General features: G+C 56.9%; 15 protein-coding genes, 1 tRNA gene, 3 rRNA genes and 2 pseudogenes. 9 read left to right on the top strand and 12 right to left on the bottom strand.

The window, feature by feature from the left end; genetic code table 11:
• Positions 1-72: 72 nt before the first annotated feature.
• Entirely contained in the window at positions 73-1,047 is a 975-nt protein-coding gene (locus WJM78_RS00520; protein ID WP_339012589.1) for a DGQHR domain-containing protein, read from the top strand.
• A 1-nt stretch (position 1,048) separates the two neighbouring features.
• Positions 1,049-2,005 (top strand): hypothetical protein, encoded by a 957-nt coding sequence (locus WJM78_RS00515; protein WP_339012586.1) that lies wholly within the window; start codon positions 1,049-1,051, stop codon positions 2,003-2,005.
• 123 nt (positions 2,006-2,128) lie between these two features.
• Here WJM78_RS00515 and uvrD read toward each other — a convergent pair whose 3' ends face one another.
• Positions 2,129-4,300 carry a DNA helicase II gene (uvrD, locus tag WJM78_RS00510; protein ID WP_339012583.1) on the bottom strand — a complete coding sequence of 724 codons (2,172 nt, stop codon included), beginning with the start codon at positions 4,298-4,300 and terminating at the stop codon, positions 2,129-2,131.
• A 432-nt stretch (positions 4,301-4,732) separates the two neighbouring features.
• On the opposite strand from uvrD, the gene WJM78_RS00505 reads away from it, so the two are divergent.
• From WJM78_RS00505 to WJM78_RS00490, 4 genes are all read left to right on the top strand, one after another.
• A complete protein-coding gene (locus tag WJM78_RS00505; protein WP_339012580.1) occupies positions 4,733-5,731 on the top strand; it encodes a BMP family ABC transporter substrate-binding protein in 999 nt (332 codons plus the stop codon).
• An 83-nt stretch (positions 5,732-5,814) separates the two neighbouring features.
• Positions 5,815-7,401, top strand: coding sequence for an ABC transporter ATP-binding protein (locus WJM78_RS00500; protein WP_339012577.1), 1,587 nt, complete (start codon positions 5,815-5,817; stop codon positions 7,399-7,401).
• On the top strand, positions 7,398-8,516 hold the full coding sequence (locus WJM78_RS00495) for an ABC transporter permease (RefSeq protein ID WP_339012574.1): 1,119 nt from the start codon (positions 7,398-7,400) through the stop codon (positions 8,514-8,516). Before WJM78_RS00500 ends, WJM78_RS00495 begins: the two co-directional genes overlap by 4 nt.
• A gap of 2 nt (positions 8,517-8,518) precedes the next feature.
• Positions 8,519-9,484, top strand: a complete 966-nt coding sequence (locus WJM78_RS00490; protein ID WP_042033977.1) for an ABC transporter permease — start codon at positions 8,519-8,521, stop codon at positions 9,482-9,484.
• Positions 9,485-9,646: 162 nt separating this feature from the next.
• Here WJM78_RS00490 and WJM78_RS00485 read toward each other — a convergent pair whose 3' ends face one another.
• Together WJM78_RS00485 and WJM78_RS00480 are read right to left on the bottom strand one after the other, a co-directional pair.
• Positions 9,647-10,087 carry a TM2 domain-containing protein gene (locus WJM78_RS00485; protein ID WP_339012570.1) on the bottom strand — a complete coding sequence of 147 codons (441 nt, stop codon included), beginning with the start codon at positions 10,085-10,087 and terminating at the stop codon, positions 9,647-9,649.
• Between the two features lie 122 nt (positions 10,088-10,209).
• A complete protein-coding gene (locus WJM78_RS00480) occupies positions 10,210-11,115 on the bottom strand; it encodes a LysR substrate-binding domain-containing protein (RefSeq protein ID WP_042033979.1) in 906 nt (301 codons plus the stop codon).
• Positions 11,116-11,235: 120 nt separating this feature from the next.
• Between WJM78_RS00480 and WJM78_RS00475 the strand changes: the two genes are divergently transcribed.
• Both WJM78_RS00475 and fghA read left to right on the top strand, forming a co-directional pair.
• Complete coding sequence (locus WJM78_RS00475; RefSeq protein WP_339012566.1) at positions 11,236-12,363, top strand: S-(hydroxymethyl)glutathione dehydrogenase/class III alcohol dehydrogenase; 1,128 nt, start codon at positions 11,236-11,238, stop codon at positions 12,361-12,363.
• 48 nt (positions 12,364-12,411) lie between these two features.
• Positions 12,412-13,248 (top strand): S-formylglutathione hydrolase, encoded by an 837-nt coding sequence (gene fghA / locus WJM78_RS00470; protein ID WP_212514058.1) that lies wholly within the window; start codon positions 12,412-12,414, stop codon positions 13,246-13,248.
• Between the two features lie 66 nt (positions 13,249-13,314).
• Here fghA and WJM78_RS00465 read toward each other — a convergent pair whose 3' ends face one another.
• A complete protein-coding gene (locus tag WJM78_RS00465; RefSeq protein ID WP_339012557.1) occupies positions 13,315-14,037 on the bottom strand; it encodes a head GIN domain-containing protein in 723 nt (240 codons plus the stop codon).
• Positions 14,038-14,347: 310 nt separating this feature from the next.
• Here WJM78_RS00465 and ovoA point away from each other — a divergent pair, with 310 nt between their 5' ends.
• Complete coding sequence (gene ovoA / locus WJM78_RS00460; RefSeq protein ID WP_339012554.1) at positions 14,348-16,549, top strand: 5-histidylcysteine sulfoxide synthase; 2,202 nt, start codon at positions 14,348-14,350, stop codon at positions 16,547-16,549.
• A 79-nt stretch (positions 16,550-16,628) separates the two neighbouring features.
• Here the strand turns inward: ovoA and WJM78_RS00455 are convergent, their stop codons facing one another.
• The 8 genes and pseudogenes from WJM78_RS00455 to WJM78_RS00420 form a co-directional block, all read right to left on the bottom strand.
• Positions 16,629-17,579 (bottom strand): bile acid:sodium symporter family protein, encoded by a 951-nt coding sequence (locus WJM78_RS00455; protein ID WP_339012551.1) that lies wholly within the window; start codon positions 17,577-17,579, stop codon positions 16,629-16,631.
• Positions 17,580-17,869: 290 nt separating this feature from the next.
• Positions 17,870-18,115, bottom strand: a pseudogene (locus WJM78_RS00450) (YhcH/YjgK/YiaL family protein); the annotation flags it as partial.
• Positions 18,116-18,118: 3 nt separating this feature from the next.
• Positions 18,119-18,903, bottom strand: a pseudogene (locus WJM78_RS00445) (glycoside hydrolase family 2 TIM barrel-domain containing protein); the annotation flags it as partial.
• Positions 18,904-18,962: 59 nt separating this feature from the next.
• Positions 18,963-19,928: a transcriptional regulator EbgR gene (ebgR, locus tag WJM78_RS00440; RefSeq protein ID WP_339012548.1), complete on the bottom strand. Its 966-nt coding sequence runs from the start codon at positions 19,926-19,928 to the stop codon at positions 18,963-18,965.
• Positions 19,929-20,098: 170 nt separating this feature from the next.
• Positions 20,099-20,213, bottom strand: a 5S ribosomal RNA gene (gene rrf / locus WJM78_RS00435).
• A gap of 27 nt (positions 20,214-20,240) precedes the next feature.
• Positions 20,241-20,316 (bottom strand) — tRNA-Thr (locus WJM78_RS00430).
• 106 nt (positions 20,317-20,422) lie between these two features.
• Positions 20,423-20,537, bottom strand: a 5S ribosomal RNA gene (gene rrf, locus WJM78_RS00425).
• Positions 20,538-20,659: 122 nt separating this feature from the next.
• Positions 20,660-23,549, bottom strand: a 23S ribosomal RNA gene (locus WJM78_RS00420).
• Positions 23,550-23,666 lie beyond the last annotated feature (117 nt).

The following is a 23,666-nucleotide window of genomic DNA, read 5'->3' as shown; positions in this document are numbered from 1 at the left end:
CTAATCGAAACCGCTATATTATGATGATTTTCAATTTTCAGTATGAAATATAGCTAGAAGAGGATTATTGGTGTGAATAACTTGGAAAGAGTCAGATATACAGCAAGTAATGTAATTCAGAATAAAACTAAGTTTTATTCACTTACGATGCCGACTGATATTTTGTCTAAGTGTTGTTTTGTTTCAAGCCGCGATGAAGATCCTGTCGCAGGATTTCAACGGACTTTAGATGAAAAACGAGCGCTGGAAATTGCGAATTACATTGACAATGAACAAGGGACCATTCCATCGGCCATCATATTGTCAGCTCAAGATGTTGCTGGTGTTGAAATTATAGGGAAAGGTAGAACCATAGAGTTTTTACCTGACCCAAGAGCTTTTCTAATATTAGATGGTCAACATCGAGTGTATGGATTTTCTAAAGCCAAATCCACACTTAGAGTACCCGTTATTATCTATGTCGGTTTGTCACGAAAAGAAGAGTCTCGGCTATTCATCGATATTAACTCTAAACAAAAAGGTGTTCCATCTGAACTATTACTAGATATTAAACGAATGGCCGAGTACGAAAACTCAACAGAGGGGTTGATGCGAGATATTTTTGATACATTCCATAGTGACCCTAATAGCGCACTTATTGGAAAGCTAAGCCCAGCAGCCAAATCAAAAAGCAAAATAAGTCGAGTTACATTCAATAGTTCAATATCACCTGTAGCTCAATTCTTTGGTGATAGAGATACCGATGAGTTATATGCGATTCTAAATTGCTATCTAAAAGCATTCATATATGGATTTTTTAAAGCAAACGATATTGAAGATCAAATTTGTAATTCGATAGTATTCAGAGCTCTATTCTCTGTGTTCCCTGAGGTTGCCTCAAAAGTAAAAGATAGGTTTGGCTCTGATTATTCTGTCGATAATTATGATGCTGTGATGTCTGATATGTTTAACAAAATCAGCCTCCAAAAAATAAAAAAACCGGGTAATTCATATAAAACATTGGCCAATCATCTTTCTAACTCTATGAACAGTAGCTTCACTCTGTAACATGTCTATAGCAATCGATGTTCTTCGAGCCCATATAATGCCTGGTTTAACAGGCATTGAGGCTATCCCTCAATTAACGTATCGTGGTTGGATAGCCAAAAAAAGCTATAGAATGAGCTTGCCATTCAAAAGCAAAGAGTTCATTTTAGACGTTTATAGTCATGATGAAATACTACTTCCGTATGCTTTTGATATAAACCGGATGGCCGCATCCGCATTTGAAAGTATACATGGAATTACCCCCGATAATGGATTGCCAAAGTCTACCGGGTGGCTAGTAATACGTTCGTACTATAGTTCATATTTTGCAATGCAAGCAATCTTAAGAATTTTTGGCATAAGCTGCAGTCAATTTGATTCAAATGAAGCAAAAGCTGTAACTGATGTTGCAAATATCTACTCTCTTCAAAATGGCTACACTGCTTCAACTGGTTATTACGTGTGTACTTACGATGTATTAACATCGAAGGCGCATTGCAAACACTTAAACAACACTCATCAAGATGTCTGGAAGATATTTTATGAACTTCTTGAGAAACTTGCCACGAAGGTTTCTACATCTGATTTTCTTAAAAAAGATAGGGATGCAGTCATACAGTATTTATTTAAATTAAGAGAGGGACTGTCTCATAGAAATACTCTAACCAGTGGTAGTTGGTTATCTAAAGTGAGAAATGAAGTGAACTACACTCACTCTATGGGCGCTTGGTATCCTTACCAAAATTCAGTCAATGAGCATGATAAAATGTTTCGTATCACACGCTCATGGAATAGGGTACCTACCCAGGATACAATTCATTCTGAGTTATCAAGTTGTGATCAACTACTTTTTGTTAGTACATGTGTGTCTATTGTATCTTTGTGTCATGCGTTACTCTCTGATATTTTCAAGTTAAATAAAGACGTTTACCTCAAAAATGGGGCAATGCGCCTTGCGAACCAATTAGATGGGGTATAAGAGGGCAGTGGGTCATAATAGAAGAGCTTATTCTGACGATCGCGTAATTAATGCTGCCTTGATCACAGAGATAAACACCAACCCGGCCTAAGCCGGGTTGGTTGTTTCAAAAAGCGGGAAAAATCAGAGCGCTTCCAATCTGGCATACGCCGTCACCAGCCACTTGGCGCCGACGTCGTCGAACTGGATCTGCACCCGGCTTTGCTGGCCGACCCCTTCGAAGTTGAGCACTATCCCTTCCCCGAATTTCGGATGGAGCACCCGCTGGCCGAGCTTGATGCCGCTGGCGTCAAAGCTCTGCTGCACCTCGTTCTGGCTAAAGCGGCCGTACTGGGTGGGTCTGCTCACCTGGGTGCGCAGCCGGATCTCTTCCAGACACTCGGCGGGGATCTCGCGGATAAAGCGGCTCACGCTGTGCTGCATTTCGCGGCCATAGATGCGGCGGCTCTCGGCATAACAGATGTAGAGCTTCTCCATTGCACGAGTCATGCCCACGTAACAGAGGCGCCGCTCTTCCTGCAACCGGCCCGACTCCTCGGCAGATTGCGGGCTGGGGAACATCCCTTCCTCGACACCGACCAGCAGCACCAGCGGGAACTCCAGCCCCTTGGCGCTGTGCAGTGTCATCAGCTGCACAGCGTCGGCATATTCGTCCGCCTGATTCTCGCCGGATTCCAGCGCAGCATGGGCGAGGAAGGCGGAGAGATCACTCATATCCTCCAGCTCGTCCGGGCGCTGGTATTGGCGGCAGGCGGTGACCAGTTCGTCCAGGTTCTCTACCCGCGCCTGGGATTTCTCGCCCTTTTCCGCCAGATACATCGCCTTGAGGCCGGAGTGCTGGATGGCGATATCCGCCTGCTGGTGCAGCGGCAGCATGGAAACCTGCTCTTCCAGCGCGTCGATGAGATCGACAAAGCCGCGCACCGCGTTACCGGCGCGACCGGTCAGCACCTTGTCGTTGAGTAGCCCCTTGGCTGATTGCCACAGGTTCTGCCCCTGATCCCGGGCGTTGCCGCGCAGGATCTCGAGGGTACGATCGCCGATGCCACGGGTCGGGGTGTTGACCACCCGCTCGAAGCTGGCGTCATCGCCACGGTTGTTGATAAGACGCAGGTAGGCCATGGCGTCTTTGATCTCTTGCCGCTCGAAGAAGCGCAGGCCGCCGTAGATGCGATAGGGCATGGCGTCTTGCATCAGCGCCTCTTCCAGCACCCGTGATTGGGCGTTGGAGCGATAGAGGATGGCGCAGTCGGCCAAGAGGCCGCCCTTTTCCTTCCAATCCTTGAGGCGGCCGACCACGAAGCGCGCTTCGTCCACCTCGTTGAAGGCGGCGTAGAGGGAAATCGGGTCACCTTCGGCCCCTTCGGTCCACAGCTCCTTGCCAAGACGCTCGGCGTTGTTGGCGATAACGCTGTTGGCGGCTTTGAGGATATTGGCGGTGGAGCGGTAGTTCTGCTCCAGGCGAATGGTTTCGGCCCCCTCATAGTCGGTCAGGAAGCGCTGGATGTTCTCAATCTTGGCGCCGCGCCAGCCGTAGATGGACTGGTCATCGTCGCCGACGATCATCACCTTGCCGCTGTTGCCCGCCAGCATCCGTAGCCAGGCGTACTGGATGCCGTTGGTATCCTGAAACTCGTCCACCAGTATGTTCTGGAAGCGATCCCTGTAGTGCTCAAGGATGTGCGGCTTGTTCAGCCACAGCTCGTGGGCGCGCAGCAAGAGCTCGGCAAAATCCACCAGACCGGAGCGATCGCAGGTCTCCTGATAGGTCTTGTAGATCTGCTGATAGGTGCGGGTGACGGGGTCGCCGTAGAGGTCGATGTCGCCGGGGCGCAGCCCCTCGTCCTTCTTGCCGTTGATGTAGCCCATCACGGCGCGCGGGGCCCAGTGCTTCTCATCGAGGTTGAGCGCCTTGATGACGCGGCGGATGAGACGGTACTGGTCGTCGGAGTCGAGGATCTGGAAATCCTGCGGCAGTCCCGCATCCAGATGGTGGGCGCGCAGCAGGCGGTGGGCGATACCGTGGAAGGTGCCAATCCACATGCCACGCTGCATGCTACCTAACACTTTTTCGACCCGGCCGCGCATCTCGGCCGCCGCCTTGTTGGTAAAGGTGACCGCGATGATGGAGAAGGGTGAACAGCGTTCCACCTGCATCAGCCAGGCAATACGATGCACCAGCACCCGGGTCTTGCCTGAACCGGCACCGGCCAGCACCAGCAGATTGCTACGGGGCGCCGCAACGGCATCTCTTTGCTTGTCGTTGAGCCCGTCGAGCAGGGTTGAAACGTCCATCACCACTCCTGTTTATTTATACAGGCGGGGATTATACGGCCTGTGGCGCCGCAGACCAAATCGGCGTGAACGAGCAGCGCGACTCTGGATGTCAGGCCTGCGTCGGGAGGGGCCAACATGGACGCAGAACACAAAAAGGCCCCAATAGAAGCCGCCCCTTAGCCGGCATGACGAAAACGATTGCTTATAACCATATGAATATAAACATAAATGTCATTTGACACCCAGTCATTTCAGAATTTAAATCTGAAAAAAGGTATTAAAACAACCACTTATAAATTTACCCGCTTATCTTTCAAACCGTTACCGCAAACGTTTTTCCCTTATCATTTGCTTGACCCGCATCGGGGCTGACTTAGAGTAACCCTGCGTGCTAGATAGCCTGCCCAAGTAGGCAAGTTCCCTCACTTAATAACAATCAAGGATACGATCGTGACTAAAGTGCTCAAGCTGGCCACCGTTGCCACTCTCACTCTCGCAGCTCTCTCTGCTCAGGCTGCTTCCCAACCCGCCGTCATCTACGACACCGCAGGCAAATTCGACAAGTCATTCAACGAAGCCGTGTTCCGTAACGGCGTCGAAGTCTATAACAAGGACAAAGGGGTCAAGGTCAAGGAGTTCGAACCCCAGAACGAAGCACAGCGTGAGCAGGGTTTGCGTCGTCTGGCCAGCCGTGGCAACGGCCCGATCGTCGCCGTCGGCTTCAACATGGGCTCGGCCGTCGAGAAAGTCGCGACCGAATTCCCGAACACCCAGTTCACCATCATCGACATGGTGGTCGACAAGCCAAACGTGCAGTCCCTCATCTTCAAGGAGCATGAAGGCTCTTTCCTGGTGGGTGCGCTGGCAGCCATCGCCTCCAAGAGCGACAAGGTCGGCTTCGTGGGTGGCATGGATATCCCGCTGATCCGCAAGTTCCAGTGCGGCTACGAGCAAGGTGCCAAGTACGTCAATCCGAAGATCGAAGTGTTCCAGAACATGACCGGCTCCACCCCGTCGGCGTTTGCTGACCCGGCCAAGGGGGCAGAGCTGGCCAAGTCCCAGTTCGCCAAGGGCGTCGACGTGGTTTACGCCGCTGCCGGCGGTACCGGTATCGGTGTTTACCAGGCAGCCAAGGATGAAGGCAAGTTCGCCATCGGCGTGGATTCCAACCAGAACCACCTGCAACCGGGTACCATGCTGACCTCCATGGTCAAATCCGTGGGGCTGGCCGCTTATCAGACCTGGGATGACGCCGCCAAGGGCACCTGGAAACCGGGTATCAGGAACCTGGGCCTGGCCGAGGGCGGTGTGGATTGGGCACTCGACAAAGACAACGAGAAGCTGATCACTCCGGAGATGAAAGCCAAGGTGGATGCCATCAAGGCCGACATCATCTCCGGCAAGATCAAGGTTCATGACTACATGAGCGACAACAGCTGCAAATACTGATTAACCGCTACGACTCTCAGCCCAACGACCGGCCCGTAGGGGCCGGTTTTTAGTCTCTCTTCATGACCCGCAAGGACTGCATCATGGACCAGACAGATCGCTATGCCATCGAATTAAGGGGTATCGATAAGCGGTTCGGCGACGTGTACGCCAACAAGCAGATCGACCTTAAGGTTCAAAAAGGCAGTATTCACGGTATCGTCGGCGAGAATGGTGCCGGCAAATCGACGCTGATGAGCATCATCTACGGTTTCTACCACGCCGACAGCGGCGAAATGTTCATCGACGGCCACCCTTTCAAACCCCATGGCTCACAAGATGCGATCACCGCAGGCGTGGGCATGGTGCACCAGCACTTTATGCTGGTGAACAATTTCACCGTGCTGGAGAACGTCATCCTTGGCGCGGAAAACGGCTGGCACCTGGGCCAGAGCCTGGCAGCGGCCGAGAAGCTGCTCGGCGAGCTGGCGCGGGACTATGGTCTCGATGTGCCGTTGCACGAGAAAGTCGAAGACCTGCCGGTGGGCCTGCAACAGCGGGTCGAGATCCTCAAGGCGCTCTATCGCGGTGCCCGCATCCTGATCCTCGATGAGCCGACCGGGGTACTGACCCCGCAAGAGGCGGATCACCTGTTCGAGGTGCTGAAAAAGCTGCGGGATCAGGGCGCGACCATCATCCTCATCACCCACAAGCTGAGGGAGATCCTGGCCATTACCGATCAGGTCTCCATCATGCGCCGGGGCGAGATGGTGGCCCACGTCGCCACCAAGGATACCGACAAGGAGCAGCTGGCCGAGCTCATGGTGGGCCGCAAGGTGCGCCTCAAGGTCGACAAGGGCCCGACCCAGCCGGGCGAGGCCAAGCTCAAGGTCAACGGGCTCAGTTACTTCGACGATGCCAAGGTGGAGCGGGTCAAATCCGTCAGCTTCGAGGTGCGGGCCGGGGAAGTGGTCGGCATCGCCGGCGTCTCGGGCAACGGCCAGTCCGAGCTGCTTAGCCTGCTTGGCGGCATCATCAAGCCCAGCAAGGGCAGCTTTACCATCACAAGCAATGGTCAGACGCACGAGGTGAGCGTGGCGCATCCGGCTGATCCCGAGCGGGTGCGCAACTACGGCCTCGGCCATGTGCCGGAAGACAGGCACAAGATGGGGCTGATCAACCGCTTCGAGGCGCAAGAGGCCTTCATTCTGGGTTATCACCGCCGTCCCCAGTACAACAAGGGCTGGCTGCAGAACAGGGAGGCGATCCTGCAGGATTGTCAGGCCAAGATGGACAAGTGGGACGTGCGCCCGCCCCATCCCGACCACAAGACGGCCAACTTCTCCGGTGGCAACCAGCAGAAGCTGGTGATCGCCCGGGAAGTGGAGCAGAACCCGGATGTGCTGCTGATCGGCCAGCCGACCCGCGGGGTCGATATCGGCGCCATCGAGTACATCCACCAGCAGATCATCGCCATGCGCGACAAGGGCAAGGCCGTGCTGCTGGTGTCGGTGGAGCTGGATGAGATCATGAGTCTGTCTGACCGGATCCTGGTGATTGCCGATGGCCGCATCGTTGGCGAGCTGGAGGCTGCCAAGGCGGATGAACGCACCATAGGACTGATGATGGCGAACATAGTGCCGGACGACGTTGCTGCTCTGTCTGGCGTAGCCAAGGAGGCTCGCTCATGAGCCAAACACGTATCCCTGCCTGGATCTCCGTGGGCGTGCTGCCCGCGCTCAACATACTGCTGGCCTTCCTGGTGTCGGCCATCCTGTTCTACTACCTCGACATCAACCCGGTCGATGCCGCCCAGATCATGTGGTACGGCGCCTTCGGCACCGGTGAAGGGGTCGGTTTCACCCTCTACTACGCGACCGGTTTCATCTTCACCGGTCTGTCGGTGGCGGTCGCCTTCCACGCCGGTCTGTTCAACATCGGTGGTGAAGGTCAGGCCTATATCGGCGGCCTCGGCGTCGGCCTGGTCTGCCTGCTGCTCGGCGACTCGCTGCCGTTTGCGCTGCTGTTGCCGCTGGCCATCATCGCTGGCGGCCTGTTCGGTGCGGCCTGGGCCTTTATTCCGGCCTGGCTGCAAGCCAAACGCGGCAGCCACATCGTCATCACCACCATCATGTTCAACTTCATCGCCGCCTCCCTGATGGCCTACCTGCTGGTCGAAGTGTTCAAACCGGCGGGCTCAATGGCGACCGAGAGCAAGGTGTTTGCCGAGGCGAGCTGGTTGCCCAAGGTCAGCGAGCTGGCGAGCGGTGTCGGCATGGAGATACCCAACAGCCCGCTCAACATCAGCTTCTTCTGGGCGCTGATCTGTGCGGCCCTGGTGTGGGTTTTTATCTGGCATACCCGCTGGGGCTACGAGATCCGCTCGGTCGGGGCCAGCCAAAGCGCCTCCGCCTACGCAGGCATCTCCTATCCCAAGGTGGTGATCCTGGCCATGGTGATCTCCGGCATGCTGTCGGGCTTCTTCGCCCTCAACGTGCTGCAGGGTGAACTGCACCAGATCAAGCTCAACTTCGTGGAAGGCTTCGGCTTTACCGGTATCGCGGTGGCGCTGATGGGGCGCAACCACCCGGTCGGCGTCATCATCGCCAGCCTGCTGTTTGGCTTCCTCTATCAGGGGGGCGCCGAGCTCAGCTTCGAGTTCGGGGTCGACCGTAACATAGTGGTGGTGCTGCAGGGTCTGGTGATCCTGTTCTGCGGCGCCCTTGAGCACATGATGCGTCCGCGCGTCGAGCAGCTCTATCTGGCGTTTGCCAACCGCTCATCCGCGCAAGCCAAGGGAGCCTGATCATGTTTGAAACTCTGATCCTGATGCTGGATGCCACCATACGAACCGCACCACCGCTGATCCTGGCCGCCATGGCGGGCATGTTTTGTGAACGCTCCGGTGTGGTCAACATAGCGCTGGAAGGCAAATTGCTGGCGGCGGCGTTCGCCAGCGGCGCGGCGGCGGCTGTCTCCGGCTCTGCCTGGATTGGGCTGGGTGCGGGTATGGGCGTCTCCATACTGTTCGCACTGATGCACGGCTTTGCCACCATCACCCACAGGGGTGATCAGGTGGTGAGCGGCATGGCCATCAACATTCTGGCGGCCGGTCTGACCGTCACCCTGGGCCGTTACTGGTTCGATCAGGGTGGCCAGACCCCGGCGCTGTCCGGTGCGGCCCGCTTCGCCCCCATCGACCTGCCCTACGCCAGGGAGCTGTGGGATGTGCCGGTGATTGGCCAGCTCTACAGCGAGCTGCTCAGCGGCCACTCCCTGCTGGAATACGTGGCGTTTGCCGCCGTGCCCCTGGCCTGGTGGGTGATGTTTCGCACCCGCTTCGGTCTGCGTCTGCGTGCCGTGGGCGAGGCGCCAGCGGCGGTCGACACCGCCGGTATTTCCGTGGTGCGGATGCGTTATACCGCGCTCATCATAGGTGGTCTGCTGGCCGGTATCGGTGGCACCTATCTGGCGGTGGCCCAGACGGCCCAGTTCATCCCCAACATGAGTGCAGGCAAGGGCTTTATGGCACTGGCAGCGCTGGTGTTCGGCAAGTGGCGCCCCTGGAATGCGCTGGCGGCATGTCTGCTGTTCGGCTTCCTCGATGCTGTCGCCATCCGCCTGCAAGGTGTCAGCATAGGTAGCTTCGCCATTCCGGTGCAGGCCATCGAGGCCTTGCCCTACATACTGACGGTATTCCTGCTGGCCGGCTTCATCGGCAAGGCGGTGGCCCCCAAGGCGCTCGGTACCCCTTACGTCAAGGAGCGGGAGTGATCTCCTTGCTGCCGGCAAGCCCCTTCTGGCGGGCCCCAGTGTACTGATACCCGCCAGGCCGACTAACCCAATAGAAATAACCCGCTCTGTTGCAAAGAGCGGGTTATTTCATAATGGGCGAGACGTCTTAGCCCAGTGTGCATGAGCAGAGCCAGTTTTTGGCTAGAACCATGCCTTTTTATTGATGATGTAAGTTTGCTCAAACTCTTCATCGGATTTAGAGATGTAAATAACAAACTCGATGAAAGCAATAAGCCCGATAATGACAGAGGGCAAACCAAGTAGAATAAAACCAAACAAGAAAATCAGCAGCATGAACACACCCTGCTTGGTGTAACCAAGATAAAACTTGTGTGCACCGAAGGCGCCCAGGAAAAATGCAAACAACGCTGCTGCCACTTTTTTGGATGCGCCAACCGTGGAGGAGATGGCGTAAATATCCTGTGCCTGCTCACCTTCAATAGAGAAATCCACTTTCAAGCCATTCTTCGGCAGTTGACTGCCTTTCCATTCAATAATGTCAAACTGATATCTATTGCTGTCATCCCCGGAAATAAAACCAGTGCGATCTGTTTCATTAAAGTTAATTACCGTGCCTTTCATTATTATCAGCCCTTTAGCAAGAAGAAGAAAAAAGACCACGTCTGAACGGGTCTAATTCAGTTGACAGGCTACACCAACAGAGGCTCATTTGAAACAAAAACCAGCCAGTACAGGCATGCCTGTCAACCAACCGGCCTCACCAGTGCAGGTTGATGGGGAGCACTCAGCCGCTCGGCCAGATAGTCCACCAGCAGCCGCACTTTGGGGGAGAGGTGGCGGTTGTGGGGATAGAGGGCCCAGATCCCCTCCTCCGGAGCACGCAGCTCGGGCAGCAGCTCGATAAGCTCCCCTCGCGCCAGATGATCGCTCACGTAGTAATCCGGCAGCTGGATAATGCCTATTCCCTTGAGCGCAGCATCCAGCAGGGCGTGACCGCTGTTGCACTGCAGCAGGCCGTGCACCCGCACGCTGTGGGGGTGAGCGTCCAGGGTGAAGTACCACTCGTCACTGTTGCCCACCAGACAGCGGTGGCGAGCCAGCTCGGAGAGGCTGTTGGGGATGCCGTGGCAGGCGGTGTAGGCCGGTGAGGCGCAGACATAGGGCACCCGCTGCGCCAGCTTGCGCGCCACCAGCGTCGAATCTTTGAGATGGCCGAGCCGGATCGCCAGATCGTAGCCTTCGTGCACCAGATCCAGCAGCTGATTGGTGAGGTTGAGGATCACCTCCAGCTGGGGAAAACGCACCATGAAGTCGTTCACCAGCGGGGCGATGCGGCTCTCGCCGTAGGAGACAGGCGCCGTGATGCGCAACGACCCTTGCGGCACCGCCTGATGGCGTCCCACCGCCAGCTCGGCTTCATAGAGGTTGTCCAGCAGCTGACGGCAGTGGCGGTAATAGATTTCGCCAAGCTCGGTGAGCCGCACCTGACGGGTGGTGCGCAGCAGCAGCTTGGCCTGCAGCCTGTCTTCCAGCTGTGCCACCTGACGGCTGACCTGGGCCACCGACACCCCCAGCTTGCGCGCCGCCGGGGTAAAGCCCCCCTGCTCCGCTACGCTGACAAATTCACAGATCCCTTCCCAGCCGAGCATTATTACCTGTGTGTAAAAGTGATTTGATATTTAGCCTTATTATCACCAAATAGAAGGGAAACTACACTGCATACCTGAGTTCATCTCTGTTCACCTACCGCAATAAAAAGGATGTCATTCATGGCACAGGTTCAAAGCATCAAGTGTAAAGCCGCCATCGCCTGGGGACCGGGCCAGCCCCTCTCCATCGAAGAAGTGGAGGTCATGCCGCCCCAGGCTGGTGAGGTGAGGGTACGCATCGTCGCCACCGGCGTCTGCCACACCGATGCCTTCACGCTGTCTGGTGAGGATCCGGAAGGGGTCTTCCCCTGCATCCTTGGCCACGAGGGGGGTGGCATCGTCGAGTCCATCGGCGAAGGGGTGACCAGCGTCAAGGTCGGCGATCACGTGATCCCGCTCTACACCCCCGAGTGCGGCGAGTGCAAATTCTGCAAATCCGGCAAGACCAACCTGTGCCAGAAGATCCGCGCCACCCAGGGCAAGGGACTGATGCCGGACGGCACCACCCGCTTCTCGAAAGATGGCCAGCCCATCTACCACTACATGGGCACCTCCACCTTCAGCGAATACACGGTACTGCCCGAGATCTCCATCGCCAAGGTGGATCCGGCCGCCCCGCTGGAAGAGGTCTGCTTGCTCGGCTGCGGCGTCACCACTGGCATCGGTGCCGTGATGAACACCGCCAAGGTGAAAGAGGGTGAGAGCGTCGCCATCTTCGGGCTGGGGGGCATCGGCCTCTCCGCGGTGATCGGTGCCCGTCTGGCCAAGGCTGGCCGGATCATCGCCATCGATATCAACGAGAGCAAGTTCGAGCTGGCCCGCAAACTGGGCGCCACCGACTGCATCAACCCGAACGATTACGACAAACCGATTCAGGAGGTGATCGTCGAGCTGACCGATGGCGGCGTCGACTTCTCGTTCGAGTGCATCGGCAACGTCAAGGTGATGCGGGCGGCGCTGGAGTGCTGCCATAAGGGCTGGGGCGAGTCGGTCATCATAGGTGTGGCCGGTGCCGGTCAGGAGATCAGCACCCGTCCGTTCCAGCTGGTCACGGGCCGGGTCTGGCGCGGCAGCGCCTTTGGCGGGGTGCGTGGTCGCAGCGAACTGCCGAGCTATGTGCAGCGCTACATGCAGGGTGAGTTCCGCCTCGATGACTTCATCACCCACACCATGCCACTGGAGCAGATCAACGACGCCTTCGATCTGATGCACCAAGGCAAGAGCATCCGCACCGTCATCCACTACTGAGCATGATCACCCCGCCCACCTTCGTGGGCGGGGTGCAGGAGTCCTTCGATGAATCTGGAGATTATCAGCAGCAACAAGAGCGTCGGCGGCTGGCACAAGCGCTATCGCCACAGTGCCAGCCTGCTCGGCTGCGAGATGAATTTTTCTATCTATCTGCCGCCCCAGGCCCTCACCGGCCAGAAGGTGCCCGTGCTCTACTGGCTCAGCGGCCTCACCTGCACCGATGAAAACTTCATGCAGAAGGCGGGGGCACACCGCATCGCCGCCGAGCTGGGCATAGCTCTGGTGACGCCGGACACCAGCCCGCGCGGCGAAGGGATCCCGGACGATCCCGCTTACGATCTCGGCATGGGCGCCGGTTTTTATGTCAACGCCAGCCAGAGCCCCTGGCGCGATCACTACCAGATGTATGACTACGTCACCCGCGCACTGCCCGAGCTCATCGAGACCCACTTCCCGGTCTCGACCCGGCGCGCCATCAGCGGCCACTCCATGGGCGGTCACGGCGCACTGATCGCCGCATTGCGGGAGCCGGGTCGCTATCGTTCGGTCTCGGCGTTCAGTCCGATCTGCCACCCGAGCCGCTGCCCCTGGGGCCAGAAGGCGCTCGGTGCCTATCTCGGCCAAAATCCGCTGCTATGGCAGGAGTGGGACGCCTGCCAGCTGCTGCGCCACCAGCCAGTCACGCCACTGCCAACCCTGGTGGATGTGGGGCTGGACGACCCCTTCCTGGCCGAGCAGCTGCACATCGATGCGCTGGCAGAAGCCGCTGCCAGCAAGGGCTGGCCGCTGGAGCTCAACCGTCATGCCGGCTATGACCACAGCTACTACTTCGTGGCGAGCTTTATCGAGGCGCACCTGCGCTTTCACGCCCGCTATCTCTGATCGAGACAGGCCCGCCACGGGCCTGTCTCTTTTCTACGTTCGATGATTGGCTTGAGGCCAGCGGCTTCAACTGCCCTGGCGGGTCACGTCACCCGAGCCCGCGATCTTGCTCTCCAGCGTGGGATCACCCCAGTAGCTGACCGAACCGGATCCGGCGATGCCGACCTTGAGCCGCTCCCGGGCCCGCACCTCCACATTCCCGCTGCCCGCTATATTGACCTCAACCTTCTCACCCTTGATATTGGCCCCCTGCACATCCCCGGAACCGGCGATGTTCAGCTTCATGGCGGTGGCCGAGCCATCACCCAGATCCAGATTGCCGGACCCCGAGATATTGCCTTCCAGCCTGTTCAGCGCGAGCTTGCTGGCGACTATGTCGCCGCTGCCGGCCACCGACAATACCAGCTTGTCCCCCTTGAAACCTTGCAGGTCGCCGCTGCCAGAATCCGTCAGTGCCAGTTCATGGAGTTGGGGCAAGGTGATAGTGAGGTCCAGCGGCTCGGTCGGTTCGAGTCGATAACCCTCCTTAACCTCGATCTCCAGCTTGTCGCCCCGCTCGGTCAGCACCAGATAGGGCAGCAGGTTCTCCTGTCCCTTGATATGAATACCGCTCGCTTCCCCCACCACCAGATGAATATTGGCTGGCCCCCCCGCCAATACCCGGGTCACCTGCTTGTCCATGGGCTGATGCTGCTCGATAACGGCCCCTTTCCCTGTCACCTTGGCCTCATCCAGCCAACTGCAGCCACTCAGTCCGACGGCCAATATCATTTCAATTATCAATGTCATCACCTCTATCCTGATTGTGGCCTGGCACACAAAGCCCTTTTGGAACCCAAGCGTGTGCAAACATCGCGCAACAATATAAGCTAATGATTTTTATCTATTTTATAGAATTTCATTTATTGACACAAACATAAAAGGAGTCATTCAGGCCACACCTTGGTAAAGTTAACCATATCGACAGAGACAAATACCCGTCGATGTGTGGCTCGCATGCGGGGCCAGCCAAGCTGATGACCATAAAATTGTTAGTTGCCTCACCGACCGGTTGAGCCAATAGTCATACCTTGTGCGTATAGAACTCTCCATCGCGGTAATGTATTTACCACTGTCTTGTCAGTTTTCACTGCCAGCAAGGAGTCACAGCGTGCCCCACGTCAGCACCCAGTTTTCTACCGCCCTCGGCCTGCCTGAGCCGACTCGCACTCCGCTGCTGACCGGCAGCGATCCCGAGCAGAAGCGCCGTGAACTGCTCAGCTACTTCTGCCAGACCTTCGATCTCTATGACTCGCTGTTTGATTGTCTGGCTGACGAGCGCGCCTGGTTCAACAAGGCGATCCCGCTGCGCCATCCGCTCATCTTTTATTACGGCCACACCGCCGCCTTCTGCATCAACAAGCTGCTGGCCGCGCGACTCATTGACTGTCGTATTGATGCACGCATCGAGGCCATGGTCGCCATCGGGGTGGACGAGATGAGCTGGGACGATCTGGACGAGACCCACTACGACTGGCCCAAAGTCGCCGAGCTAAGAAGCTACCGTGCCAAGGTGCGTGCCCGTGTCATTGACTTCATTCATCGTATGCCGCTAAGCCTGCCCATCGACTGGCAGAGCCCGGCCTGGGTCATCTTGATGGGGATAGAGCACGAGCGTATCCACCTCGAAACTTCCAGCGTGCTGATCCGCCAGCTGCCACTGGCCTGGGTACGACCCCGCCCCTATTGGCCCGCCTGCCCCCGGGGACGCCATCAGATGGCGGACGTGCCTGCCAACAGCCTGATACCCATGGCAGGGGGTCAGGTGCGCCTCGGCAAGCAAGATGCCACCTATGGTTGGGACAATGAATATGGTGAGCGCCACCTAGAAATCCCCCCCTTCAAGGCCAGCCGCATGCTGGTCAGCAATGCCGAGTATTTCGCGTTCGTGCAGGCGGGGGGTTATGACCAGCAGCAGTGGTGGGATGAGGGAGGTTGGGGCTGGTGCCAGTATGCCAAAGCACGTATGCCCACCTTCTGGGTCGGCGATCCCGCCGAGCCCGAGCAACTGCAACTGCGGCTGATGACGGAGCGGGTGGCCATGCCCTGGGATTGGCCCGCCGAGGTCAATCAGCTGGAAGCCGCCGCCTTCTGTCGCTGGAAAGCGGCCCAGAGCGGACTGCCCATCCAGCTGCCGAGCGAGGGGGAGTGGGCCCTGCTGCGCAATCAGCTGGCGGGGGATCAGCCGGACTGGATCGATGCGCCCGGCAATATCAATCTGGCCCGCTTTGCCTCCCCCTGTGCGGTAGATACCTGTCCACAGGGTGACTTCTTCGATCTGGTAGGCAACGTCTGGCAGTGGACCAGCACCGCCATCGATGGCTTCGACGGCTTTCACATCCACCCGCTCTACGATGATTTCTCCACCCCGACCTTTGATGGCAAACACACCCTCATCAAGGGCGGTAGCTGGATCAGCACAGGCAACGAAGCGCTCAAATCGTCCCGTTATGCCTTTCGCCGCCACTTCTTCCAGCATGCGGGCTTCCGCTATCTGGTCTCACGTTATCAGGAATCCGTCATAGTGAATCCTTACGAAACCGACACGCTCGTAGCACAATACCTCGACTTCCAGTACGGCCCGCCCCACTTCGAGGTCGCCAACTACGCCAAAACCCTGGCCGATCTTGCCAGTGAGCTGTGCGGCAACCACCAGCGGGCGCTGGATATCGGCTGCGCCACCGGCCGCGCCAGCTTCGAACTGGCCCGCCACTTCCAGCATGTAGACGGGGTGGACTACTCGGCCCGCTTCATCGACGTGGCACTCACCCTCGCCAGCCAGGACAGCTTCCGCTATGCGGTACCACTGGAGGGCGAACTGGTGGAGTATTGCGAGGCGCGCCTGTCGAGCCATGGCCTGGGCGCGAGCGAGATCGAACGCATCCACTTCAGTCAGGGGGATGCCTGCAACCTCAAGCCCAAGTACGACCACTACGATCTGGTGCTCGCCGCCAACCTGATCGACCGGCTGCGCGAACCGGCCCGCTTCCTGCGCGACATAGCCCCCCGGCTGCGCAGCGGCGGCCTGCTGGTACTCACCAGCCCTTACACTTGGCTGGCCGACTACACCCCCAAGGCCAACTGGCTCGGTGGCATCCGTGAAAATGGCGAGGCCCTCAGCACCTATCAAGCGCTGCAACGGCTGCTCGCGGCAGAGTTCGAGGAGCTCTGCCCGCCCCGGGATGTCCCCTTCGTCATCCGCGAGACAGCCCGCAAATACCAGCATACGGTGGCGCAACTGACCGTCTGGCGTAAGCGCTAGCTCGCGCGTAGGCAAGCAGATGAAAAGAGGGAGGCCAACTGGCCTCCCTCTGGTTATGGCTGCAAAAACGGCGAGTGTATCAACGCCCCTGCGCGTGGTAGCGGCGGGCCAGCACGGCGCACACCATCAGCTGGATCTGGTGGAAGATCATCAGCGGCAACACCATGACGCCGACGCTGGCAGCCGGGAACATGACGTTGGCCATCGGCACCCCGTTGGCGAGACTCTTCTTGGAGCCGCAGAAGACGATGGTGATTTCGTCCGCCTTGTCGAAACCGAGCCGGCGGCTGACCCAGACATTCCAGCAGAGCACCAGCGCCAGCAAGACGCAGCTCAGCAGCACGATACTGGCCAGATCGTACCAGCCTACTTTGTGCCAAATCCCCTGCACCACCGCCTCGCTGAAGGCAACATAGACCACCAGCAGGATGGAGCTCTGATCCAGCTTGCCAATCAGCGGACGATGGCTGTCGACCCAGCCGCCGATGAGCGGGCGCGACAAATGGCCCACCACAAACGGCAGCATCAGCTGCATCATGATGGCCTGAATGGAGTGCCAGGTGTCGATCCCCTCCCCCTGCACATGGATCATCATCCCTACCAGCAGCGGCGAGAGGAAGATGCCGAGGATGCTTGAGGCCGAGGCGCTGCATACCGCCGCCGACACATTTCCCCCTGCCATCGAGGTGAAGGCGATAGCCGACTGCACTGTGGCAGGCAGGGCGCAGAGGTAGAGGAAGCCAAGGTAGATAGCGGGGCTCAACCACTGTGGCACCAGCGGAGTGAGCAGCAACCCGAGCAGCGGAAACAGCACAAAGGTACTGAGCATCACCACCAGATGCAGCCGCCAGTGGCCCAGCCCCGCCAGCAGGTTCTGGCGCGACAGCTTGGCGCCGTGCATGAAGAACAAGAGCGCCACCGCCAGCTTGGTCAGCAGACCAAACCAGACGGCCACCTGCCCCTCGCAGGGAAAAAAGGAGGCCAGGGCGACCACCGCAATCAGCACAGAAGTAAAGGGATCCAGACGCACGGGGAGTCTCCGTCAGAGGGCATCCTGCCTCCGTGGCGGAAGTCAGGAGCGGGGAGGACAAAAAACACAACAGGAGGTGTCTGGCACCCCCCGTTGAAACGAACCTCGAGCTTACCCCGATAACAGAGAGGCGCAACGTTGAGCGTTGGTAAATTGTTCATCAACGTTTGATACCAGGGGCCTGCGATAGGTTGATGTTGACGATCGGGTAGAATAGCTGGCGCCATCGGCACACGGGGCTGCAACAGCACACCCTGGCTCTCGTCCGGGGTCTCGGCGCAGAGCAACATGCGCTCACGCACCTCGCCAACCAGCCACTCGCGGTCTGTGGTGTCGTCGTAGCCCTGCTCGACCTGCAGCTCGTTCTTGGCAGCCCACTCCACCGTCTCTTCCCCTTCCAGGTAGTAGTGAACGTCGAAGTAACGACGCTGCCCCTCGAACAATGAGGTGGCCGGGCTGGCCCCCTCCTGCAAGCGGTAGGTGAGGGAATCACCGATGGAGTGGCAGATACCGGGCTTGAGGTTGCCACGGGCGATGGGCAGCCGGGTCGGGCCGATCGCCTTGCAGCGCGGGTACATGGCTCTGATGTTGCAGCCGTAGCCGGACTCGTTGCCCAGCGACCAGATGATGATGGAGGGGTGGTTCTTCTGGGCGTGCACGTGGCGCTCGATGCGATCCACGAACACCGGCTCCCAGAAGGGGGCGTCGGTAATACGGCTGAGAGCGCCGACGTTGGCGAAACCGTGGGTCTCCACGTCGGTCTCCGCCATCACGAACAGACAGTACTGGTCGCACAGCTCGTAGAAGCGCGGGTCATTCGGGTAGTGGGCGGTGCGCACCGAGTTGAGGTTGTGCTGCTTCATCAGCACGATGTCGCGTTCAACACGGTCCATACCGACCACGCGGCTCTTGAGGTGGTCGTTGTCGTGACGGTTCACCCCGTGCAGCTTGAGGTAGTGGCCGTTGACGTAGAAGAGGCCATCTTTGACCCTGATTTCACGCACCCGACCCGCTGCAAGATCACTTCCAGCAGCTCGCCCTGACCGTTGTAGAGGGAGAGTTGCAGCTGATAGAGGTAAGGATCCTCGGCACTCCACAGATGGGGATTGGCCAGATCCAATGTGAAGCGGCAGTCGCACTTGCTGTCGATGGCAAGATGATCGAGAGAGCCGCTGGCGATCTCTCTGTCCTGATCCAGCAGCGACCAGACCAGACGGTGATCACCGGCAGCCGCCCCCAGATTTTCTAGCTGGATGTCGCAGCTCAGAGTGGCGCTCTGGCTGGCAATCTGATTGCCATCGGCCAGAGCGGTGCGGATGGTGAAGGAAAGGTGCCGCACCACCGCGAGATGGTGCCGCTAAAACAGACGTTATTTTACTAAAGTTAGCGTGTAGTGCCACGCAGGGTCAGGCGACTCGGCACCAGTACCCGGAGGGGAATATCACGCTCGTCACGCAGCCGTTCGACCAGCAGATTGACTCCCTGGGAGCCCATCAATTCGGAGTGGATCCGCACCGTGGAGAGCGGCGGGAAGGTGAACTTTGCAGTGGGAATATCGTTGACGCTGATCAGCTCGATCTGCTGGGGAATGGCCAATCCCCTCTCGTGGATGGCACGCAGCACGCCGATGGCAATGGAGTCGGAGGCGACAAACAACGCCTTGGGCCAATCCCCTGCCAGCATCTCTTTTGCCAACCGATAGCCGGAAGCACTGGAGAAATCGCCGCGATAGAGATCGCTCTCCTGCACCACGCCCAGTCGCTTGCCATAATCCCGGAAAGCCAGCTCACGCAGGTCCGGATTCTCATCCTGTCCGCCGATATAGCCGATACGCTGGTGCCCCTGAGCAATAAAGTAATCAACCACTTGCTGGCTGATCAGGGCGAGATCCACGTCGACCGAGTCGAACTCCTCCATTGCCCGGCCATCGACAAAGACCAGCATGTTAGAGCAGGTTCGCAGCTGCGCCAGACGCTCGGCAGAGAGGCTTCCCACCACCAGGATGCCGTCCACCTCGGTCAGCTCGCGCCCTTCACCACTGTTGTAGAGGTGAGTCAGCTCGATATTGAGGCGGGCACTCTGGGTCTCGATGCCATAGCGAATGGCGAGATAGTAGGGATCGTTGACCTCGGTACTCTGCGGATAGGAGTAGACCACCAGAAAGTGCAGCTTGCTCTTGTGAACCCCCTTGCGAGCACTGCTGGTCTTGTACTCCAGCCGTTCGGCAATCTCGAAGATCCGCTGCTTGGTCTCTTCCTTGACGCTCAGGCTGGGATCCTCGTTCAGTACCCGGGATACCGTAGCGAGCGACACCCCCGCCTCCTGTGCAATTTCCTTCAACGTAGCCATCAATACCTCTCTGGCAGCATCACGTGTTAATCAGTAACGGCTAAAGAGTAACGGGCAATCCCTTGATAGCCCAGCATTTTTACTAAAATGCCGGGAGCAGAGCCAAGGCAGATTCTGGAACGCACAAATGCAAAAAGGCCTCCCGAATGGGAGGCCTCTTCTAAATAGGAGCCTGACAGTGTCCTACTCTCGCATGGCGAATGCCACACTACCATCGGCGCTACCGCGTTTCACTTCTGAGTTCGGCATGGGATCAGGTGGTTCCACGGCGCTATTGCCGTCAGGCAAAAAGCGTTAAAACTAACTTAAAACTGGTGCTGATACCCAGAGTCGAACTGGGGACCTCATCCTTACCAAGGATGCGCTCTACCAACTGAGCCATATCAGCACACTAACCGGTAAAGACCGCACTGCGTGCGTTATCTAAATCTTCTGTCCAACACAACCTGACGTTGTATCGCGACCAACCACATCGCTGTAGTTGCTTAATTGAAGCCTGGCAGTGTCCTACTCTCGCATGGCGAATGCCACACTACCATCGGCGCTACCGCGTTTCACTTCTGAGTTCGGCATGGGATCAGGTGGTTCCACGGCGCTATGGCCGCCAGGCAAATTCTTAATCCAGAAAGCTGACGTGAGTAATGATGTTGCGCTTGGCTTATCACTATCACTGAATTAGGTAAGTAGTTCGTTCATTCGCTACAAGGCCAGAAACACTTCTTGGGTGTTGTATGGTTAAGCCTCACGGGTAATTAGTATGGGTTAGCTCAACACATCACTGCGCTTACACACCCCACCTATCAACGTTGTGGTCTCCAACGGCCCTTTAGGACCCTCAAGGGGTCAGGGATGACTCATCTCAGGGCTCGCTTCCCGCTTAGATGCTTTCAGCGGTTATCGATTCCGAACTTAGCTACCGGGCAGTGCCACTGGCGTGACAACCCGAACACCAGAGGTTCGTTCACTCCGGTCCTCTCGTACTAGGAGCAACTCCCTTCAATCATCCAACGCCCACGGCAGATAGGGACCGAACTGTCTCACGACGTTCTGAACCCAGCTCGCGTACCACTTTAAATGGCGAACAGCCATACCCTTGGGACCGACTTCAGCCCCAGGATGTGATGAGCCGACATCGAGGTGCCAAACACCGCCGTCGATATGAACTCTTGGGCGGTATCAGCCTGTTATCCCCGGAGTACCTTTTATCCGTTGAGCGATGGCCCTTCCATTCAGAACCACCGGATCACTATGACCTACTTTCGTACCTGCTCGACCTGTCCGTCTCGCAGTTAAGCTGGCTTATGCCATTGCACTAACCTCCTGATGTCCGACCAGGATTAGCCAACCTTCGTGCTCCTCCGTTACTCTTTGGGAGGAGACCGCCCCAGTCAAACTACCCACCAGGCACTGTCCGCGAGCCCGATTCAGGGCCCTGCGTTAGAACATCAAACATACAAGGGTGGTATTTCAAGGACGGCTCCAGCGCAACTGGCGTCACGCCTTCAAAGCCTCCCACCTATCCTACACATGTAGGTTCAATGTTCAGTGCCAAGCTGTAGTAAAGGTTCACGGGGTCTTTCCGTCTAGCCGCGGGTACACCGCATCTTCACGGCGAATTCGATTTCACTGAGTCTCGGGTGGAGACAGCATGGCCATGGTTACACCATTCGTGCAGGTCGGAACTTACCCGACAAGGAATTTCGCTACCTTAGGACCGTTATAGTTACGGCCGCCGTTTACCGGGGCTTCGATCAAGAGCTTCGCTTGCGCTAACCCCATCAATTAACCTTCCGGCACCGGGCAGGTGTCACACCCTATACGTCCACTTTCGTGTTTGCAGAGTGCTGTGTTTTTGATAAACAGTCCCAGCCATCTGGTCACTGCGACTCCCAACTGCTCCATCCGCAAGGGACTTCACTGTCAGGAGCGAACCTTCTCCCGAAGTTACGGTTCTATTTTGCCTAGTTCCTTCACCCGAGTTCTCTCAAGCGCCTTGGTATTCTCTACCCGACCACCTGTGTCGGTTTGGGGTACGATGACTTGTAATCTGAAGCTTAGAGGCTTTTCCTGGAAGCAGGGCATCAATGGCTTCACCACCGTAGTGGCTTCGTCTCGTGTCTCAGTGTTGTGTCTCCGGATTTGCCTAGAAACACCACCTACGCACTTTCACCAGGACAACCGTCGCCTGGCCCACCTAGCCTTCTCCGTCCCCCCATCGCAATTACAAGTCGTGCAGGAATATTAACCTGCTTCCCATCGATTACGCCTTTCGGCCTCACCTTAGGGGTCGACTCACCCTGCCCCGATTAACGTTGGACAGGAACCCTTGGTCTTCCGGCGAGGAGGCTTTTCACCCCCTTTATCGTTACTTACGTCAGCATTCGCACTTCTGATATCTCCAGCATACCTCTCGATACACCTTCGCAGACTTACAGAACGCTCCCCTACCACTCACACATAAGTGTGAATCCGCGGCTTCGGTGCCTGGTTTGAGCCCCGTTACATCTTCCGCGCAGGCCGACTCGACTAGTGAGCTATTACGCTTTCTTTAAATGATGGCTGCTTCTAAGCCAACATCCTAGCTGTCTGAGCCTTCCCACATCGTTTCCCACTTAACCAGAACTTTGGGACCTTAGCCGGCGGTCTGGGTTGTTTCCCTCTTCACGACGGACGTTAGCACCCGCCGTGTGTCTCCCGGATATTACTTACTGGTATTCGGAGTTTGCATGGAGTTGGTAAGTCGGGATGACCCCCTAGTCCAAACAGTGCTCTACCCCCAGTAGTATTCGTCCGAGGCGCTACCTAAATAGCTTTCGGGGAGAACCAGCTATCTCCGAGTTTGATTGGCCTTTCACCCCCAGCCACAGGTCATCCCCTAACTTTGCAACGTTAGTGGGTTCGGTCCTCCAGTTGATGTTACTCAACCTTCAACCTGCCCATGGCTAGATCACCCGGTTTCGGGTCTACACCTTGCAACTAGACGCCCAGTTAAGACTCGGTTTCCCTACGGCTCCCCTATACGGTTAACCTCGCTACAAAATGTAAGTCGCTGACCCATTATACAAAAGGTACGCAGTCACCCCGAAGGGCTCCCACTGCTTGTACGTACACGGTTTCAGGTTCTATTTCACTCCCCTCACAGGGGTTCTTTTCGCCTTTCCCTCACGGTACTGGTTCACTATCGGTCAGTCAGGAGTATTTAGCCTTGGAGGATGGTCCCCCCATATTCAGACAGGATGTCACGTGTCCCGCCCTACTCGATTTCACTTCAAGGTCGTTTTCATGTACGGGGCTATCACCCTGTATCGCTGGCCTTTCCAGGACCATTCCACTAACTTCCAAGAAACTTAAGGGCTAATCCCCGTTCGCTCGCCGCTACTGAGGGAATCTCGGTTGATTTCTTTTCCTCGGGGTACTTAGATGTTTCAGTTCTCCCGGTTCGCCTCTATTACCTATGTATTCAGTAATAGATACCCAGCTTATGCTGGGTGGGTTTCCCCATTCGGAAATCTGTGAGTAATAGCGTCTCTTACCGACTTCTCACAGCTTATCGCAGGTTAGTACGTCCTTCATCGCCTCTGACTGCCAAGGCATCCACCATGTACGCTTAGTCACTTAACCATACAACCCCAAGAAGTGTCGTCGAAACAACGCGTCTTGTTGAAGTACAACAAGGACCAAAATAAATTTTGGTTTTCGCCAAGAAGTTTCCAAAGCACTTGTAACAAATGTTTGAGA

Source organism: Aeromonas popoffii (assembly GCF_037818705.1).
GTDB classification, from domain to species: Bacteria; Pseudomonadota; Gammaproteobacteria; order Enterobacterales; family Aeromonadaceae; genus Aeromonas; species Aeromonas popoffii.
This window is presented reverse-complemented; position numbering and strand designations above follow the sequence as displayed.

Bases quoted from the DNA above. Each gene is read 5' to 3' on its own strand.
- WJM78_RS00495 (WP_339012574.1), top strand. From the start codon at position 7,398: ATGAGCCAAACACGTATCCCTGCCTGGATCTCCGTGGGCGTGCTGCCC.
- WJM78_RS00465 (WP_339012557.1), bottom strand. From the start codon at position 14,037: ATGACATTGATAATTGAAATGATATTGGCCGTCGGACTGAGTGGCTGC.
- uvrD (WP_339012583.1), bottom strand. From the start codon at position 4,300: ATGGACGTTTCAACCCTGCTCGACGGGCTCAACGACAAGCAAAGAGAT.
- WJM78_RS00485 (WP_339012570.1), bottom strand. From the start codon at position 10,087: ATGAAAGGCACGGTAATTAACTTTAATGAAACAGATCGCACTGGTTTT.
- fghA (WP_212514058.1), top strand. From the start codon at position 12,412: ATGAATCTGGAGATTATCAGCAGCAACAAGAGCGTCGGCGGCTGGCAC.
- ebgR (WP_339012548.1), bottom strand. From the start codon at position 19,928: ATGGCTACGTTGAAGGAAATTGCACAGGAGGCGGGGGTGTCGCTCGCT.
- ovoA (WP_339012554.1), top strand. From the start codon at position 14,348: ATGTATTTACCACTGTCTTGTCAGTTTTCACTGCCAGCAAGGAGTCAC.
- WJM78_RS00480 (WP_042033979.1), bottom strand. From the start codon at position 11,115: ATGCTCGGCTGGGAAGGGATCTGTGAATTTGTCAGCGTAGCGGAGCAG.
- WJM78_RS00500 (WP_339012577.1), top strand. From the start codon at position 5,815: ATGGACCAGACAGATCGCTATGCCATCGAATTAAGGGGTATCGATAAG.
- WJM78_RS00490 (WP_042033977.1), top strand. From the start codon at position 8,519: ATGTTTGAAACTCTGATCCTGATGCTGGATGCCACCATACGAACCGCA.
- WJM78_RS00515 (WP_339012586.1), top strand. From the start codon at position 1,049: ATGTCTATAGCAATCGATGTTCTTCGAGCCCATATAATGCCTGGTTTA.
- WJM78_RS00475 (WP_339012566.1), top strand. From the start codon at position 11,236: ATGGCACAGGTTCAAAGCATCAAGTGTAAAGCCGCCATCGCCTGGGGA.